Here is a 17844-nt window from a genome sequence, read left to right on the forward strand (position 1 = left end):
TCTCCACCTTTATTATGTTGTGACCATAAGTTTAAGAGCCCAGGTTCAGACGAACCCGGGCTTTTTTGTTGGGGAGTCATAGAAATTTATATTCATAACTACAACGGAATCATATAGTAGTTTTCTGTAATTTGAACCGGTTCTGCAATATCTTGTTTACATGCTTACTACTATACTTTTAGTTATAACCAATAGGGAGTTAAATGAAGAAAGGGGCATTACAATGGGGATCATGCGTTTAGGGCGTGCCGAGTTAAAGGTCATGGATCTTGAAAGGTCAGTTGACTACTATACGAATGTCATTGGCTTAGAGGAAACAGGTAGATCAGCAGGCAGAGTTTATATGAAAGCTTGGGATGAGTACGATCATCATAGCATCGTTTTGCAGCAAGCAGATTCTGCTGGATTGGACCACTTGGCTTTTAAAGTGGAAACATTGGAAGATTTGGCTCGGTTCGAGAAAAAAATAGAATTGTTTGGCTGTACGGTGCGAAGGGTTTCACGAGGTACCCGATTGGCGGAGGGGCAGGCCATCCGTATTGAAACACCAACTGGACATCAAGTAGAGCTCTATCATGAAATAGAAGTATTAGGTAAAAAGGTAGGAACGGTAAACCCGCATCCATGGCCTACAGAAACTCGCGGGATTGCGCCTCACTCTTTGGATCATTGTCTCCTAACAGGCGAAGATGTGGAAACGGCTACTCGTTTCTATATGGACGTTCTGGGTTTCAAGCAAAGTGAAAAGATTATGACCGTAGATGGGGAAGTGATGTTAGGCAGTTTTTTGTTTACAGGAAATAAAGCCCATGATATCGCATTTGTCAAAGGCCCGGATAAAAAGCTGCATCACGCTGCCTTCCATGTAGATAATTTTTATGAAGTATTGAAGGCTGCAGATATCTTATCCCGCCATGAAGTGGCGATTGAGGTAACCCCAACAAGGCATGGTATTACTCGAGGACAAACCGTTTATTTCTTTGATCCCTCAGGGAATAGAAATGAAGCGTTCTGCGGTGGCTACATGACCTATGCCGATTTCCCAACCATTACCTGGACAGAAGATCGAATTGGCCAAGGGATCTTCTATCATCGTCGAGAGTTAATTGAATCATTCATGAAGGCCTTAACTTAATTGATCATGGAGTCAAAGATGTATACCGTCCAGGTAGAGGTAGATGGTTTAATAGGTCGAATAATCAAGTGCTCAGGTACAGAGGATCTATTGACGGCAGCACGCCGCCAAGGGATAGCGATCCCCCTGGGATGCCGGGGTGGGGGCTGTGGTATGTGCAAGATTCAAGTCATCGAAGGAAGCTTTAATAGAGGAACAAGTTCATTGGCTGTCCTTACCGAGGTAGATAGAAAAGAAAACTATAGTCTGGCTTGCAAGACGTATCCTCAGGCGGATATAAGAATCAAGATCGATATCTCATAATATGTGGAGGGGACTATGGAGGCGTATCGCGAAAAGAAAAGTATAACATTGGAACTGGGTAGCCGAATGGCTGAGGCTGCCGTTAAACGAGCAGAGCAACTCGGGATTAAAATCAATGTAGCGATCGTTGACGAGGGAGGACATCTTGTTCATTTCCGCCGGATGGACCAGGCTCCGATCTTAAGTATTGAGATTGCCCAGAACAAGGCTTATACTGCAATCGCTTTCGGATTGCCAACACATGAGTGGTATCCGCTGATCAGCAAGGAGCCGGCGCTAAGAGATGGGATCGTCCATACCCCCCGTTTAGTAATCTTTGGGGGAGGATTCCCCATTAAAATTGTGGATGAGGTAATTGGAGGAATTGGAGTTAGCGGAGGAACAGCGGAAGAGGATATAGTATGTTGTCTTGCTGCCTTAGGTTTGATTCCATAACATCGTATTTTTGTAATTTTAATAGTTTGATTGAATAATTCGTAAACTGGAGGTAAATGAAATGCTGAAAAAAGAAGACAATCAGCTTTTAACATGTACCAATGCTGGGACACCCATGGGTGACTTGTTTCGTAGATACTGGATCCCCGCGCTAAAATCGGATGAGCTTGTTGCAGACGGGGACACCGTAAGGATTCGTTTATTAGGCGAGGATCTTGTGGCTTTTCGAGATACTAAAGGCAAGGTTGGGTTATTAGATGAGAGGTGCCCGCACCGAGGAACGTCCATGGCTTTGGGAATCAATGACGGATGCGGCTTGACGTGCATCTATCATGGATGGAAATTTGATGTAAATGGTACATGTACGGATTTGCCGTCCGAACCGGCAGAAAGTAACTTTAAGAATGGGATGAAGATTAAATCCTACCCTGTGGTAGAGAGAAATGGCATCGTATGGACATACATGGGGCCAAAAGAAACCATGCCGCCGATCCCCGATTTCTATTGGATGAGTCTTCCAGATGATCAACTCCTATCGGAGAGAGTTTGGCAGGAATGCAACTATTTACAGGTTATGGAGAATGATGTGGACTATGTTCACGCCGCCTTCCTGCATAAGGCATTATCCAAGCAAGCGATTAAACAAGGGATATTGAGCACTGATCTAGGAATTGACCCTGACCATCCTCTGTGCAAGAACCCGCCCGTCCGGCAAGAAGTAGAAAGTACGATTTACGGCAAGCGGTGCTTGGCTGAAGGAGTTGGGGAAGGCGGAAATAACGTCTTTCTAGAGATCCACTACATTTTCCCGTTCTATACGTATCCGCCTCGAATGGAAGGCGAAGATGGGATGTTCCATATTTTTGTCCCGAGGGATGACCACAGCACCTGGAGCTGGGATGTTCAATTCTCCCATAAGGGCCCGATCGATGTCAAAGCCCAGCATGACCGGCGAGGATTGGTTCTGGACGAAAACTTCCGCAAGCTGCGGAATAAGGAAAATTTTTATGAACAGGACCGCAGGTTAATGAAGGATAGCAATTTCTCCGGAATTCGTGGGATTGCCAACCAGGATCACGCTGTCACGGAAATGATGGGACCGATCGTAGACCGAAGTATAGAACATTTGGGAACCAGCGATATGCCGATTATTCAGATCCGCCGCATGATGCTGCAAACGGTAAAAGATTTCTTGGACCAAAAAGAGATACCGAAGCCCCACGAGATCCCATTAGAAAAGTTATACAGTTGCGGAAAAAGTGCACCCAAAGGGAAAACCCTACAGGAAGTGATTCCGTTGGCGAAAGAATTTGCTCCGCTGGTAAAAAAGTAGGGTCCTCTGAAGGGAGTGCGGGAGAGGAGAGAAAGACATTGAAAAAGAAAACCTATGATGGATACCGTTCCTTCAGCTATTTAGCTGCCGGGTTAGATTATAAAGCATTTCCTTTAGCCAGTGAAACAGAACGTCTAGGACATTACTCAATTCCATTAAATGCAAAGCAACGGCAGAGAGTGGAACAGATTTTTGAGGAAAACCTGATCATTTCCTTAAGAGATCACGGGTTCGTGATGCCTCGTAAGCCGGAACATACGCTAGAATATTGCAAGCATGGCTTTACCGCGTTTGCCTATGAAGGGCTGTCACACTCCGGTCTGGATGTCATTTTCGAGAATTTCATGGATGGAATTATGAATATCAGCTCGCGAATGGGACTCAAGTGGGATGATGTCATCTGGAATCTCGGAATGCGTTACTGTGATATTGCTCAGCAAGATACGGTGATGATCGCCTCGACTATTTATGATCTCTACCGTGCCAAAGAAACCGGTCGGATTGCTATCATTCCTTCATTGGAGGCCGCTACCGCCTTGGAAAATGAATTGGATCGGGTGGATATCTTATATGGCCTAGGCATTCGCTGTATGGGAATTACCTATAATGAAGCGAATACGCTAGGATGTGGGCTTTCGGAGGCGAGAGACGGAGGATTAACAAACTTCGGCCGCCGTGTGGTTAAACGCATGAATCAACTGGGCATGGTGATTGATCTTTCCCATTGCGGGGATCAAACGAGCCTCGATGCGATTGAAGCCAGCGAAAAACCAGTGCTGATTACCCATGCGGGGGCGAGGAAGTTATGGAATACCCCTCGAATGAAACCAGATGAGATTCTGGAAGCTTGTGCGGAGAAGGGTGGGGTGATTGGTATTTTGGCTGCCCCGAATACCACCCTAACCAAGAGTCGACCGGATCATACCATCGAATCCGTCATGGAACACTTTGAGTACATCGTCAATCTCGTGGGCATTGATCATGTAGGCTTCGGACCGGATACCTTCTTTGGCGATCATGTTGCCTTGCAGCATGCGGTAGATGCCCAATTATCGATTGGCCAATCGCACAGCGGGGAAGATTTTAGCGAAAGCCGCTATGTAAGAGGATTGGAGGATCCAATGGAAGCAATGCCGAATATCGTCAAATGGTTGGTGCACCGCGGATACTCGGATTCGGATATTGTCAAAGTAACTGGTGGGAATGTAATGCGTGTATTAGGGAAAATTTGGTTGAAGTGAAACGTATTGTTAGAGGTTTGAAGCTAGATTATTGGCGCCAGACCTCTATTTTTCATAAGGAAAATCATAATTTATAGCTTTGAATAAATGATATGGAGGTAAACCTTGTGATTAAAAAGGTAGAACATGTAGCTCTGATCGTGACCGACATGGATCATTCAATTTCTTATTACTCGAGCATGTTCGGTTTTACTCTTCGAACAAGGAGACAAAACCAAACTAGAGAAATGGCATTTTTAAAACATGACCAACAGCCTGGGTTCGAAGTTGAACTTATTCGAGATCTTGTTCAGCAAGATGGATATTCTGATAGAGGGATCGTTAACCACCTAGCTTTTACTGTTGAAGATATTGAAGTCGCTATTCAATTCTATAGAGAGAAAGGTATTATCTTTCATTCTGAAACGTATGACACCGCTAGTGATGGAACAAAAACCATCTTTTTTTATGGGCCTAACCGAGAATTACTACAACTTGTAGAACGTAGTCTCAGTTAGTGGAAGGCGGTTCAAATAAAAATGACGAAAAGGTAACCTTCAGAATGGTTACCTTTTTTCATAATAGGAAGTAGGGAGATTAGGTGAGAATTTACTTTTACTTAATTGGGATCATGTTGCTTACATTTGGAATTACTTGTACGATTTATTCTCAGTTAGGAGCTTCACCAATGCCCGCATTACTAGTGGGATTACAGCAAACGTTTGGGTTGACGGTTGGGAGCTGGGAGTTCATTATAGGAGCTATCTTTGTAATTATCATTGCGATTGTTCGTAGAAATCGACTAGATATTCTCGCGTTTTTAACTGCAATTCTCACGGGGGTAGGGATTGACATTTGGCTATATTTGATAAGTCTAGTATTTATTCCAGATCAGTGGTTGGGGAAGATAGCGTACCTTGCTATGGGGGTAATATTTATTGCGTCCGGAGTCTCGATTTATTTACAAGCAAAATTCTCCCCTACACCTCCAGATGGCATGCAGATCCTCATTGAAGAATATTTTAAAATTAAAGTAAGTACAGCTAGAACGGTTTTTTCAGCTTTCATTGTCACTGGAGCGTTTTTTCTCGATGGGCCGATTGGGATCGGAACAATTATTATGGTCTTTACGTTAGGACCTATTATCGGGTTTCTCTACCCTATTTTTCAGAAGTATTTTATGATGTTAAGTGGCTATCCGACCGTGAAGGTGTTGGACCAACAGGAGGCAAAAAACAAGACAATATAGTAAGAGCCAAGAATATAAAATAGCTATAGAATTGAAAAGAGAGAATGATAAATCTAGGTATGGATTCTAGACAAAACACACTCTCTCTTTTTCTATGTTACAACTTAAAAGTATCCCTTAAGTGACAGGCCAAATGAATTTTTAACATATCTTCAGGATTGTCAAAGCTTAATTCTAATCGTTCTTCAATTCTTTTTAATCGTTGGTAGAAGGTGTTGATATGAATGTTTAATTTCCTAGCCGTTTCGATAGCTGAATTATTGGATGAGATATAAAGCATAAGGGTTTTCTCCAAATCATGACTTTTCACATTATCGGAACGTAGTCGTGAAAAGATCTCTTCCGTAAAATTCTTGATATCTTGAGCCGGATGGTTTAAAAAGAATCGATTAACACCGATGTCTTCATATCGTATAAGACCTGGTTTATTCCTGCCGATTAAAAAGGAAATGGCTTTGTTCGCCTCATTATAACTCTTTACAATGTCTTCAATGTTTCGGTAGGGTGTGCCAATTCCTCCAAATAAGTTCTCCCTCTCCGTACTTTTCCATTCTATAATAATTTTTTCAAGGTTATAAACAAGGGTATTTACGAGAGTGAGTTCATCTATGGAAATGAGAATGGTTATTTTATTATGAAAAGCATAAACGAGTCTATTAGTGTTCGAAAGTTCTTGATTTATTTTTGATAATAATCTTTGAATTCTTGCTTCTACTTTGTAAGGTTCGAATGAACCTGGAATCTCGCATAAAACAACAAAGGAATAGGAAGAAATTTTAAAGTTAAATTGATTCGCTGTTGAAATGATATTTTCGTGAGTTGGCGTTTCAAGGAGTTGATTGAAATATTCATGTGCTTTTTTGTAATGGAGCTCAGTTAATGAGATTTTTTTTACGAGTTCTAGCGCAAGAACCGAAGCACTCTGTTCAATGCTGACAATGTCCATTTGACTATGCCGTTCAGAAAGTGTAGCAACCATGCAGCCGAATATGACACTTCCAACGACAATGGGATAAAAGTAATATTCTTGATTCTGTATTTTAGTGAAAATGGGAGAACTTTGTTCCAGTGTAATAACCTCATTTAACATGTCAAAGGTTATGTTCTGTTGATGATTTCTCCCCCAGTAGACTTCATTATCGAATAAATCAACATAACCAATCGGCATATTGAGGATTCGGTTCGTCTCGTCAATAATCTTTTTCATCCCTTTATTTTTTAAGGAGAGTTGAGTTAAGGTATCGTGGACCTTGAGTCTTTGTTGCAAGAGTTGATTTTTTTCCTCTAATTCTGTGCTTAATTGCACAACGGTTTCCAATCTTGTTTGGGCATCTTTATATAATTTGGCGTTGTTATAGGCAATGGCTACTTGGGAGGAAAAGCCTTGCAATAGCTTTACATCTTTTTCAGTAAAAAGGCCATTCTTGGAAAATTGGAGAACGGTCAATGTTCCTATGCATTCTTCTCCTAGAAGTACAGGTACAGTGATCAGCGCCTTTGCAATATCTTTTTGTTGAAGAAAGATAATATGTCCGCGAGAATCATTATCGGAAAAAATTTCTTCCCTTGAATGATATATTCTTGGCTTCCGGTCCGCAAATACCTTGCCGGAAATGTTTTCTCCAATTTTTGTTTTATATTGATAATACTCATCCTTCATTCCAACCAATGCACGTGGGACCAAAAGATTGGTCTTGGTATCATACAGCCTGAACACTCCGGCATCCCCGGCAGGGATAACCGTAAGGGCAATGCTGATAATTTTTTTTAAGAGTTCGTTAAGGTCAAGTGTGGAAGTGAGGGCTTGAATGCTTTCAATCACTTTTTCTAGTTCATTATCGTTAGGTCTATTAATCTCCGTGTAATAAAAACCGGATAATAGTAGAGATAACTGATCGAAACTCTCTTGATTCATGCTACTGAACTCAGCTAAAAAACAAATGATAATATAATAATCATCCTCAAATGGAATAACCATGTACGTTTTGTTCTCTTGGTTTAGGAGAGTATAGTTGTTATTCCCAACTAATTTTAGTACCTGGGGAGGAAGTGAAATCGTGGATTCTGAGTTCGACAAACATAATTCCATTTCATCAGGTCTTCCCAACCAAACTTGGTAATGAGTTCCTGTAAATTTTTCATGAAGAAATGTTTGTATAGTTGTTAAATTCGGCATGCGGTTCACTCCTTGTATTGTAAAAAGGCACATAATCATTATTAATTATTGTTAAGAACCTATATATTCTCTTACTCTTATAATAGTTTAAAATATTCAATGAGTCGAGAGGGTCCTTTTGTTCTTTAAATCATGGAATGATTCGTGAATCTCTAACAATATAAAAACACGGCAATTCAAACTTCCGTGTTTTATTTTTTTCATGTAGGTTTATACATGAATGTTTGATAAATTAGTTAACAAAATACATAGTGAATTGTTTGAATATGTATTATAGTTTGTTTATGTAAAAATTCCTAAAACTCATACAAAAAACGGAGGGGATTAACGAAATGAATCGGACAAAGTTTTTGTTGACACTCAGCTTGATCTGTGTGATGGGTTTGATTGCTTTAGGGTGCAGTTCAGCATCGGAGTCTAGTCAATCAAATGGTGAGAGAGAAACTCAAGGGCAGGAGCTGAGTGATGAGATTAGAGTGGCGTATCCAACTCAACCACATACCCTTGATCCCCACATGACATCAAATGCCGTAACAAAAGAAATTGGACGTCACATCTTTGAGACACTTGTAACTCTAAATTCTAAATATCAGCCTGTTCCCATGTTAGCGGAAAGGGTGGAGCAGAGCGAAGATGGCAAGACCTATACGTTTCATTTGCGCAAAGGCATTAAATTTCATAATGGCAAGGAAATGACCGCAGAAGATGTTGTCACGTCAATGAACCGTTGGGTAGAGAAAAATACGGCGACTAAAGCGGTAATCGGCAATTCCAAATATGAGGTTCAGGACAATGATACTGTGGTACTCGCTCTTGATAATTCATCAATGGATCTTCTGTTACTTATGGGTTCACCTAAACAATTTGCTGCAATCATGCCAAAGGAACTTATCGAATCAGCAGATGCTAAGGGGGTCACAGAAGTTATTGGTACAGGCCCTTATCAATTCGTGGAATGGAAGCAAGATCAGCATGTGTTGCTTACCCGATATGATAACTATCAGCCGGTTGAATCTTCGCCTGATGGGTTAGCAGGAAAGAAGGAAGCTTTCATAAAAGATATTCGGTTCTCTTTCGTATCCGACCTATCCACTCGGGAGATTGGGCTTCAATCCGGTGAATATGATATCGCCACTCAGTTGCAGCCAGATAGCTACGATAACCTAAAATCTGATGCGAACCTTCGAACGTTCCCGGTTTTAACGACAAGCGTGAATGTTATGTTCAATAAAAAGGCCGGTTTATTTACCGATTTAAAGATGAGACAGGCGGTTAACGCAGCATTGGACATTGATAGTTTGTTTCAGGCGAATCCTGGCATTTCTGAGTTTTACCGAATTGATCCCGCTTACATGTTTAAAGAGCAAGAGGATTGGTACATTCAGGACACCCTAGGCCAATTCAATCAAAAGGATCCAGAGAAAGCAAAACAGTTGCTGGCTGAGGCAGGATACCAAGGAGAAGAGATTCGATTATTAACAACCCGGGACTATTCCTATTCCTATGACCATGCAGTTGTCATTAAGGATCAGTTGGAAAAGTTAGGCATGAAGGTGAAGTTGGAGGTATATGATTGGCCAACCTTGACGGATCTGCGCACAAAGCCGGACAAATACGACATGCTTATGGGTGGATACACACTGGTACCGACCCCTTCACAGGTATCCATCCTAAGTCCCGATTACTATGGATGGACTAATGACGAGAAAATGGCCCAAGTGTTAACCGAAATGACGTCTTCGGCTTCAATGGATGAATTTAAGAAGAAATGGCAAGAACTGCAGCAAGCCTCCTGGGACTACTTGCCTATGCTTAAACTGGGAGATATGTACACCTTAAGTGCGACAACTTCCAAAGTAGAGGGATATAAGGAGTTTGAGGGAGTCCGATTGTGGAACGTCAAGGTATATAAGTAAGATCTCAAAGGAAGGAGGACACGACTTGAAGGCATATATAGTAAAACGAATATTGTCCTTACTACCCGTGCTGTTCGTCGTATCGACATTTGTTTTTCTTATTATTCACATCACGCCCGGAGATCCTGCAGCTGTTATGCTTGGCGATGAAGCTACGCCACAGGAAGTTCAAGCACTACGTGAAGAAATGGGTCTAAATGAGCCAATCTACAAGCAATATGCTCATTGGGTCGGCAATGTTCTACAAGGGGATTTAGGGTATTCATACTATATGAAGGAGTCGGTTTCTCAGGCGATTTTTAATCGCCTGGGTCCGACCCTCTCCTTAGCTATCTTTTCACAAATACTAGCCATTGTTATAGCTATTCCCATTGGTATTGTAGCGGCACAAAAGCGTGGATCCATCACCGATCAATCCCTCATGAGCGTGTCTTTGCTCGGGCTATCCATACCTAGTTTCTTATTAAGCTTGTTTCTTGTCCTCTTGTTTACCGTCACACTAAAATGGCTTCCGGTTGCCGGCTATAAGCCTTTAAGTGAAGGTTTATGGAACCATCTCAGATATCTGATCATTCCCGGCATAGCTCTTGGAGCTATTAATGCCGCTCTAATTTCTCGCATGACGCGTTCATCCATGTTGGAAGTACTGAATGCCAACTATATAAAAACCGCTCGTTCAAAAGGAGTAAAAGAGAGGGTCGTAATCTATCGACATGCGCTTAAAAATGCCTTTATTCCTATCCTTACCGTCATCGGCCAGACGTTTGCCAGCTTGGTTGCCGGCTCTGCTATTCTGGAAACCATTTTTAACATCCCAGGAATTGGTCAGTTAATTATCAACTCGGTGACAAATCGGGATTATGCCGTACTCCAGGGGGCGGTATTATTCGTAACAGTAACGTTCGTGTTCATCAATTTGATCATCGATCTGCTATATGCGGCCATTGATCCGAGAGTAAGATTAAACCGCTAGGAGAAAGGACTAAATTATGGAAGTGATTGGTAGAACGGTGGAGATGAACAGGGCCAAGAGTGATTTGAAAAGAGAACAGCGGCGGTTGATGATTCATCGTTTCTGGGCAAACAAGTCGATGGTAGTGGGGAGTGTCATTATTCTCCTCATTGTCTTGATGGCCGTATGCGCTCCACTAATTACAGCGTATGACCCATATCAAATGATTGTGGCCGATCGGTTGAAACCTCCGAGCATGGAGCATCCGTTAGGCACGGATAACTTTGGTCGCGATCTCCTTAGCCGGATTATCTACGGTGCGCGGGTATCCATGGGGGTTGGGTTTTCGGTAGCATTGGCAACCTCTGTGATGGGATTGGTTATCGGTCTTTATGCGAGTTATTACCGTTTTCTTGACAATATCCTCATGCGAATCTGTGATGGTCTAATGGCTTTTCCAGGAATCTTGTTATCGATTGCACTAATGGCGGCCCTCGGGGCTAATTTGACCAATGTGATTATTGCGTTGAGTATCGTATTCACGCCGGCGGTGGCACGGGCCGTCCGATCGGCAGCGTTGGTTGTCCGGGAGCAGACATACGTAGAGGCGATCAAGGCACAGGGAGCTTCGGATACCCGCATTCTTTGGCTGCATATTGCTCCTAATACCTTATCGCCGCTGATTGTGCAGAGTACGTTTATTTTTGCCGAAGCGATTATTGTTGAGGCCGCATTAAGTTTTTTGGGAACGGGAATCCCAGCCCCAGATCCAAGCTGGGGGAACATTTTGTACGATGGAAAAGTAGTGATCATGAAGGCGTGGTGGATGACTGTATTTCCCGGAATAACGATGGTTCTGTCGGTTCTCGCCCTTAATTTGTTTGGTGATGGCCTAAGGGACTGGTTAGATCCCCATACCCAACAAGCAAAAAAATAACAGAGTGAGGGGAGAAGATCATGCAAAGCCAAAGTCTGTTGGAGGTAAAAAAGTTAAAGACTCATTTTCAAACGGAACGAGGAAGGGTTACGGCGGTGGATGGGGTTTCGTTTCAAATCTATGAAGGTGAGATCCTTGGAATTGTAGGGGAATCAGGCTGTGGTAAGAGCGTGACCTCCCAATCGATCCTGCGGTTATTAGACGAAAAGCGAACCACCAAGTATGAAGGAGAAATTCTTTATAAGGGACAGGACTTATTAAAGGCATCTTCATCTCAGATGCAGGCCATACGAGGCAATGAGATCTCTATGATTTTTCAGGATCCGCTTAGTTCCCTCAATCCGGTTTATACGATTGGTCAGCAAATTACCGAAGCGATTCTTTTGCACCAAAAGATTTCCAAGAAAGAAGCGAGGGAAAAGGCGATTGAGATGATCAGGCTCACCGGGATACCATCGGCGGAGAAGCGGGTAGATGAATATCCCCACCAGTTGTCGGGCGGAATGAGGCAACGCGCGATGATTGCAATGGCTTTGGCTTGTCGTCCTAAACTGCTAATCGCCGATGAACCCACTACGGCGCTTGATGTAACAATCCAAGCACAAATTATGGATATGATTTTGGAGTTCAATAAAGAATTGAACATGGGCGTGATGCTCATTACGCATGACCTAGGTGTCGTTGCAGAAGTCTGTACGCGCGTGGTTGTCATGTATCTTGGGCAAATTGTGGAAGAATCTGACGTGGACAGCCTGTTTTCCCAACCACTGCATCCCTATACTCAAGGACTCATGCAATCGATTCCGCATATCGACGGTGATCGGTCCAAGCCGTTGTTCGTCATTGAAGGCTCAGTGCCCTCCCTTCACCAAATACCGAAAGGATGCCGGTTCGCTTCTCGGTGCCCTTATGCTAATACCCAATGCCACGAGGAGATGCCCGAGCTCATAAATCACGGAGATAATCGGAAGGTTCGCTGCTGGCATGCGGAAAAAGTAACGCAAAAAGGGGAGAGAATGCATGTCAGCTAATCCAACAAAAACGCTGCTGGAAGTAAAGAATATCCGGAAGTTTTTTCCGGTGAAGAATCCCCTGGGCAAGACCATTCAACAGGTAAAAGCAGTCAATAACGTTTCCTTCCAGTTGTTTGAAGGCGAAACCTTCGGCCTCGTTGGGGAATCCGGGTGCGGAAAAAGTACGTTAGGACGGACCATCATGAGATTAATAGAGCCTACCGGAGGGGAAGTGCTGTACAAGGACCAGAATCTATTAAACATTTCAGAAAGAGAAATGCGAAGGATGAGAAAGGATCTCCAAATGGTATTCCAGGATCCTTATTCCTCTCTTAACCCTAGAAAAAGAATCGGGGCCATTTTGGAGGAAGCTCTGATCATTCATGGAATGGGAGATCATTCGGAACGGACGGATAAGGTGATGGAGATGCTCCATACAGTCGGGATGCAGCCAGACAGCTATTACCGTTATCCCCATGAGTTTTCGGGAGGCCAGAGACAGCGGATTGGCATTGCGAGAGCACTTATACTGAATCCGAAGCTGCTCATTTGTGATGAGCCAGTTTCAGCTTTGGACGTATCGATCCAATCGCAAATCATTAATTTAATGAAGCAACTGCAAAGTGAATTCCATCTGACGATTCTTTTCATTGCCCATGATATCAGCGTGGTACGGCACATTTCGGACCGAATCGGGGTGATGTATTTAGGGCAAATGGTGGAGCAAGCCCCTACGGATCGATTGTTCGAAGAGCCCTTGCATCCTTATACGAAAGCGTTGCTCTCTGCTGTTCCTTTGCCTAATCCCAAATTAAAGAGGGAGCGAATTATTCTGAAGGGCGATTTACCTTCGCCTATGAATCCCCCTTTAGGTTGCTCTTTTCATACCCGCTGTCCTTTCACAATGGAGATTTGTAAGAAAGAGCCTCCCCAAGTTCAAGAAATATCGCAAGACCATTGGGTAGCTTGTCATCTCTATTAACGAAATTGGAGTTGCATGGAGGTGGTGGTATAAGCATGGTGACTACTTTTGTTGCTACAGGAGATTCGTTCATTACCCGAAGATTGTCCGATAGAAGTGAAAGCTATGCGGCCTTAGCTTCCATCATCCGCAGAGCTGACGTCTGTTTTACTAATCTGGAAATCACAACCCATCACTACGAAGGGTTTCCAGGGGCGGTAAGTGGAGGCACTTGGGCTATTGCACCGCCGGAGGTGCTTGGCGATCTGCGGGATTATGGGTTTAATTTAATTGCTTGGGCGAACAATCATTCGCTGGATTACTCCTATGGTGGACTGGAAGCTACGGAAAGATATTTAAATGCCTACAAGTTTATTCACGCTGGTTGCGGTCCTGATTTGGCAAGAGCCAGTGAGCCGAGATATTTGGACACGGCATCGGGAAGAGTTGCCTTGATAGCTGCAACTTCTACTTTCGATAGAACTTGGATAGCTGGAGAGCAGCGAGCGGATATGATGGGAAGACCTGGGGTTAATCCGCTCCGTCATCAAGTCATTCATGTTATATCGCCAGAAAAACTCCGTCAGTTAACTGCCATAGCCGATGCCGTTGGCATTAACACGCTGTATCATTATGCGGTCCAAAACGGATATATGAAAGAGCTAGACCCTGGTCAGGTACGATTCGGAGATTATGTATTCCAGGCAGGGGAAAAGGAATGCCAACGCACTACACCGTATGAGAGAGATATGAAACGGATTCTAAAATCCGTAGCTGAGGCAAAAAGACAGGCCGACTATGTGCTGGTGAGTATTCATTCTCATGAAACGAAAGGCGAGCATTTAGACGAACCCGCCGATTTTATTTCCATATTCGCAAGGCAGTGTATTGATGCAGGAGCTCATGCCATAATCGGACATGGCCCGCATAAAGTAGGGGGCATTGAAATCTATCAAGGTCGGCCGATATTTTATAGCCTAGGCAATTTTATTTTCCAAAACGAGACAGTTGCTCATCTTCCTTCGGATTATTACGAGAAATTTGGGCTTAGTTCTGAACATAATGTTGCGGACGCCTTTGATCAACGTGGACTTAACGATACGCGAGGATTTGCTGCTAATCCATCCATTTGGGCCTCCATTGTACCGCATTGGACAATGGAGGATGGGGAAGTCAGAGACATTACGTTATACCCTATTGAGCTGGGGTATGGAAAGCCGCGATATCAGCGGGGATGGCCCCAGTTGACCAAGGACAACGCTGTATTGAAAAAGGTTTGTAAGCTGTCGGAGGTGTATGGGACGAGTGTCACGATCGAAAATCATGTGGGGCGCATCGTTCTCGAGAGATAAAATCGGATAAAGATGGAGTGATACCAATGAGTTTTCACGAAACGATATCTAACCTCATTGAGGAGAAGAGACAAAAGCTTATTGAAATAAGTGATAAAATTTGGGGTTTTTCGGAAACCCGTTATGAAGAATACCAGTCAGCCGAACTTCTTTGCACTACGCTTGAAGAAGAGGGATTTTCTGTTGAACGTAGTGCGGGCGGACTTGAAACGGCCTTTGTGGGAAGTTACGGAAGCTGCAAACCGGTGATTGCTATACTAGGCGAGTACGATGCGTTACCCGGATTAAGCCAAAAAGCGGGATTGACTACTAAAGACCCTCTCAATGGGGTGGGTAATGGGCATGGATGCGGACACAATCTCTTGGGAACAGGTTCCCTTGCTGCCGCCCTAGCTGTTCGACATTATATGGAACAGAACGGACTGAAGGGTACGGTACGCTATTACGGATGCCCGGCGGAAGAAGGCGGCGGCGGAAAAGCGTACATGGCAAGAGCCGGTCTCTTTAAGGATGTAGATATTGCCTTGACATGGCATCCTTTTGATGAGAATCTCGCCTATAACTGTAAAATGCTGGCTACCTGCCAAGTGTTTTTTAAATTCAAGGGGAAAAGTACCCATGCCTCCTTTAGCCCTCATTTAGGGCGTAGTGGTTTAGACGCGGTGGAATTAATGAACGTAGGAGCTAACTTTTTGCGTGAGCACATTATTCCAGAAGCTCGACTACACTATGCCATAACGAACGCAGGGGGGTTAGCGCCCAATGTCGTTCAAGCGGAAGCGGAAGTGTTGTATAAAATTCGAGCCCCTAAGATGCATCAAGTCAGCGAGATTCGAGAACGAATTTTTGATATTGCCCGTGGGGCGGCGCTCATGACAGGAACACAAGTAGAGATTCAATATGATGCAGCATCTGCGGATTTAATCCCCAATGTCACCTTGGGCTCATTAATGCACCATCACTTTGTAAAACATGGTGCTCAATCATACACTCAAGAAGAGATAGTCTTTGCCAAGGCCATGCAGGCTACGTTCTCAGAAGAAGAAAGAAAAGTCATAGGTAACCATAATGGTAAAGTGATTTCGGATCAGGTTAATCCTTTTTCGGCTAAAACAGGATTCTTTGCCGGCTCTACGGATGTGGGAGACGTGAGCTGGCTTGTGCCTACCGGGCAGGTGTATGTAGCCACTTGTGCTTATGGAACTCCGTTTCACAGTTGGCAATTGGTGGCTCAAGGGAAATCCTCTATCGCTCATAAAGGGATGCTCTTAGCCGGAAAAGTATTAGCTTCTTCTGCCATCGAGGTCATGCAAAATCCCGTACTCGTTGAGCAGGCAAAGAAAGAACACAAGGAACAGTTAGCTGGCGAGGTGTATACTTCGCTGATTCCGCCAGAAGCCAAGCCTACTGCAGTTAAATCTGCTTAAATAAGAAATCAAGGAAGAAGAGGATAAAAGCCATGAGTATTCATCAAGTTATTTCTGAAATTATTGAAGAAAAGCGAGCAAGCTTCATTCGCGTAAACGATAAGATTTGGGAATTTTGTGAAACCCGTTATGAAGAATTTCAGTCTGCTGATCTTCTTTGTACGTCCCTTGAAGAAGAGGGATTTCAGGTTCAACGATGTGCGGGAGGTATTGAAACCGCGTTTGTGGGAAGCTATGGTAGCGGCAAGCCGGTCATCGCCATACTCGGTGAATTCGATGCCTTGCCGGGATTAAGCCAAAAAGCAGGTGTGGCTGTCAAAGAAGCGCTGGTTAAGGACGGTAACGGGCACGGATGCGGACATCAACTTCTAGGAGCTGGCTCGCTTGCTGCAGCGGTAGGTATTCGGCATTACATGGAGCAGAATAATCTGAAGGGAACTGTGCGCTATTACGGTTGCCCGGCGGAGGAAGGCGGCGGGGGAAAAGCGCACATGGTCAAAGCCGGTCTTTTCAGTGACGTCGATGTTGCTTTCACCTGGCATCCTTGGGATGAGAACCTTTCCTACAACGCTAAAATGTTGGCTACTTGCCAAGTGTATTTCAGATTTAAGGGGAAAAGCACACATGCTTCTTTTAGCCCTCATCTAGGTCGCAGTGCCTTAGATGCGGTAGAATTAATGAATGTGGGAACAAACTTCCTTCGAGAACATATTATTCCAGAAGCTCGCGTGCATTATGCTATAACCAATGCCGGAGGTTTCGCGCCAAATGTCGTCCAATCGGAGGCAGAGGTATTATATAAAATTCGCGCCCCTAAAAATTACCAAGTAAGCGAAATCCTTGAGCGCATTAGCGATATCGCACAGGGAGCAGCATTGATGACAGGAACGCAAGTGGAGATTCAATTTGATGCAGCTTCTGCAGATTTGATCCCTAATATCACTTTAGGGTCTCTGATGCACAATCATTTATCACAAATTGGTGCCGAGTCCTATACCACAGAAGAGATTGAATTTGCTAAAGCGATTCAGGCGACCTTCTCCGAAGAGGAGAGGAAGATCATCAGTCGTAATAAAGGGAAAGTACTTTCGGATACGGTAAATCCTTATTCGGTTGAACCGGACTTTATTGCAGCGTCTACGGATGTGGGAGACGTGAGCTGGGTAGTGCCTACAGGCCAGGTTTACGTTACATCTTATGCGTTTGGAACGCAACCGCACAGCTGGCAATTAGTGGCACAAGGGAAGTCAACCGCAGCTCATAAAGGCATGTTATTAGCGGGAAAAGTCATGGCTTGCTCGGCGATAGAAATTTTGCAAAATCCTGAAATGATTGAAAAAGCCAAGGCTGAGCACGTAGAATGGTTAAATGGAGAAGAGTACTGCTCGCTGATCCCAGCGGATGCTAAGCCCACACCCATAACCCAGAACTAATC

Annotated in this window: 16 protein-coding genes; 15 read left to right on the top strand and 1 reads right to left on the bottom strand. The window is 43.8% G+C overall.

Annotation, left to right across the window (positions count from 1 at the left end):
• Positions 1-223 precede the first annotated feature (223 nt).
• From EIZ58_RS10620 to EIZ58_RS10650, 7 genes are all read left to right on the top strand, one after another.
• Positions 224-1135 carry a catechol 2,3-dioxygenase gene (locus tag EIZ58_RS10620; RefSeq protein ID WP_134700653.1) on the top strand — a complete coding sequence of 304 codons (912 nt, stop codon included), beginning with the start codon at positions 224-226 and terminating at the stop codon, positions 1133-1135.
• 6 nt (positions 1136-1141) lie between these two features.
• Complete coding sequence (locus tag EIZ58_RS10625) at positions 1142-1438, top strand: 2Fe-2S iron-sulfur cluster-binding protein (RefSeq protein ID WP_240689005.1); 297 nt, start codon at positions 1142-1144, stop codon at positions 1436-1438.
• 15 nt (positions 1439-1453) lie between these two features.
• Entirely contained in the window at positions 1454-1873 is a 420-nt protein-coding gene (locus tag EIZ58_RS10630) for a GlcG/HbpS family heme-binding protein (RefSeq protein ID WP_134700657.1), read from the top strand.
• Between the two features lie 61 nt (positions 1874-1934).
• Positions 1935-3206, top strand: a complete 1272-nt coding sequence (locus EIZ58_RS10635; RefSeq protein ID WP_134700658.1) for a Rieske 2Fe-2S domain-containing protein — start codon at positions 1935-1937, stop codon at positions 3204-3206.
• A gap of 38 nt (positions 3207-3244) precedes the next feature.
• Positions 3245-4447: a dipeptidase gene (locus EIZ58_RS10640; RefSeq protein WP_134700660.1), complete on the top strand. Its 1203-nt coding sequence runs from the start codon at positions 3245-3247 to the stop codon at positions 4445-4447.
• Positions 4448-4554: 107 nt separating this feature from the next.
• The gene (locus EIZ58_RS10645; RefSeq protein ID WP_134700661.1) at positions 4555-4944 is read left to right on the top strand and encodes a VOC family protein; all 390 of its coding nucleotides are present in this window, start codon (positions 4555-4557) and stop codon (positions 4942-4944) included.
• 83 nt (positions 4945-5027) lie between these two features.
• The gene (locus tag EIZ58_RS10650) at positions 5028-5675 is read left to right on the top strand and encodes a YczE/YyaS/YitT family protein (RefSeq protein ID WP_483296324.1); all 648 of its coding nucleotides are present in this window, start codon (positions 5028-5030) and stop codon (positions 5673-5675) included.
• Positions 5676-5772: 97 nt separating this feature from the next.
• Here the strand turns inward: EIZ58_RS10650 and EIZ58_RS10655 are convergent, their stop codons facing one another.
• The gene (locus tag EIZ58_RS10655; protein WP_167577607.1) at positions 5773-7851 is read right to left on the bottom strand and encodes a helix-turn-helix domain-containing protein; all 2079 of its coding nucleotides are present in this window, start codon (positions 7849-7851) and stop codon (positions 5773-5775) included.
• Positions 7852-8183: 332 nt separating this feature from the next.
• Here EIZ58_RS10655 and EIZ58_RS10660 point away from each other — a divergent pair, with 332 nt between their 5' ends.
• Genes EIZ58_RS10660 through EIZ58_RS10695 form a run of 8 tightly spaced genes read left to right on the top strand, consistent with a single transcriptional unit; the run spans position 8184 to position 17842 of the window.
• The gene (locus EIZ58_RS10660; protein WP_134700667.1) at positions 8184-9767 is read left to right on the top strand and encodes an ABC transporter substrate-binding protein; all 1584 of its coding nucleotides are present in this window, start codon (positions 8184-8186) and stop codon (positions 9765-9767) included.
• Between the two features lie 25 nt (positions 9768-9792).
• A complete protein-coding gene (locus EIZ58_RS10665) occupies positions 9793-10740 on the top strand; it encodes an ABC transporter permease (RefSeq protein ID WP_134700669.1) in 948 nt (315 codons plus the stop codon).
• Positions 10741-10756: 16 nt separating this feature from the next.
• A complete protein-coding gene (locus tag EIZ58_RS10670) occupies positions 10757-11656 on the top strand; it encodes an ABC transporter permease (protein WP_134700671.1) in 900 nt (299 codons plus the stop codon).
• Between the two features lie 20 nt (positions 11657-11676).
• Positions 11677-12687 carry an ABC transporter ATP-binding protein gene (locus EIZ58_RS10675; protein ID WP_134700673.1) on the top strand — a complete coding sequence of 337 codons (1011 nt, stop codon included), beginning with the start codon at positions 11677-11679 and terminating at the stop codon, positions 12685-12687.
• Positions 12677-13651: an ABC transporter ATP-binding protein gene (locus EIZ58_RS10680; RefSeq protein WP_134700675.1), complete on the top strand. Its 975-nt coding sequence runs from the start codon at positions 12677-12679 to the stop codon at positions 13649-13651. Before EIZ58_RS10675 ends, EIZ58_RS10680 begins: the two co-directional genes overlap by 11 nt.
• Positions 13652-13686: 35 nt before the next feature.
• Positions 13687-14982 carry a CapA family protein gene (locus EIZ58_RS10685; protein WP_134700677.1) on the top strand — a complete coding sequence of 432 codons (1296 nt, stop codon included), beginning with the start codon at positions 13687-13689 and terminating at the stop codon, positions 14980-14982.
• A gap of 26 nt (positions 14983-15008) precedes the next feature.
• Complete coding sequence (locus tag EIZ58_RS10690; RefSeq protein ID WP_134700679.1) at positions 15009-16409, top strand: M20 family metallopeptidase; 1401 nt, start codon at positions 15009-15011, stop codon at positions 16407-16409.
• Positions 16410-16441: 32 nt separating this feature from the next.
• The gene (locus EIZ58_RS10695; protein WP_134700681.1) at positions 16442-17842 is read left to right on the top strand and encodes a M20 family metallopeptidase; all 1401 of its coding nucleotides are present in this window, start codon (positions 16442-16444) and stop codon (positions 17840-17842) included.
• Positions 17843-17844 lie beyond the last annotated feature (2 nt).

It is taken from the genome of Ammoniphilus sp. YIM 78166 (assembly GCF_004522215.1).
Classification (GTDB): domain Bacteria; phylum Bacillota; class Bacilli; order Aneurinibacillales; family RAOX-1; genus YIM-78166.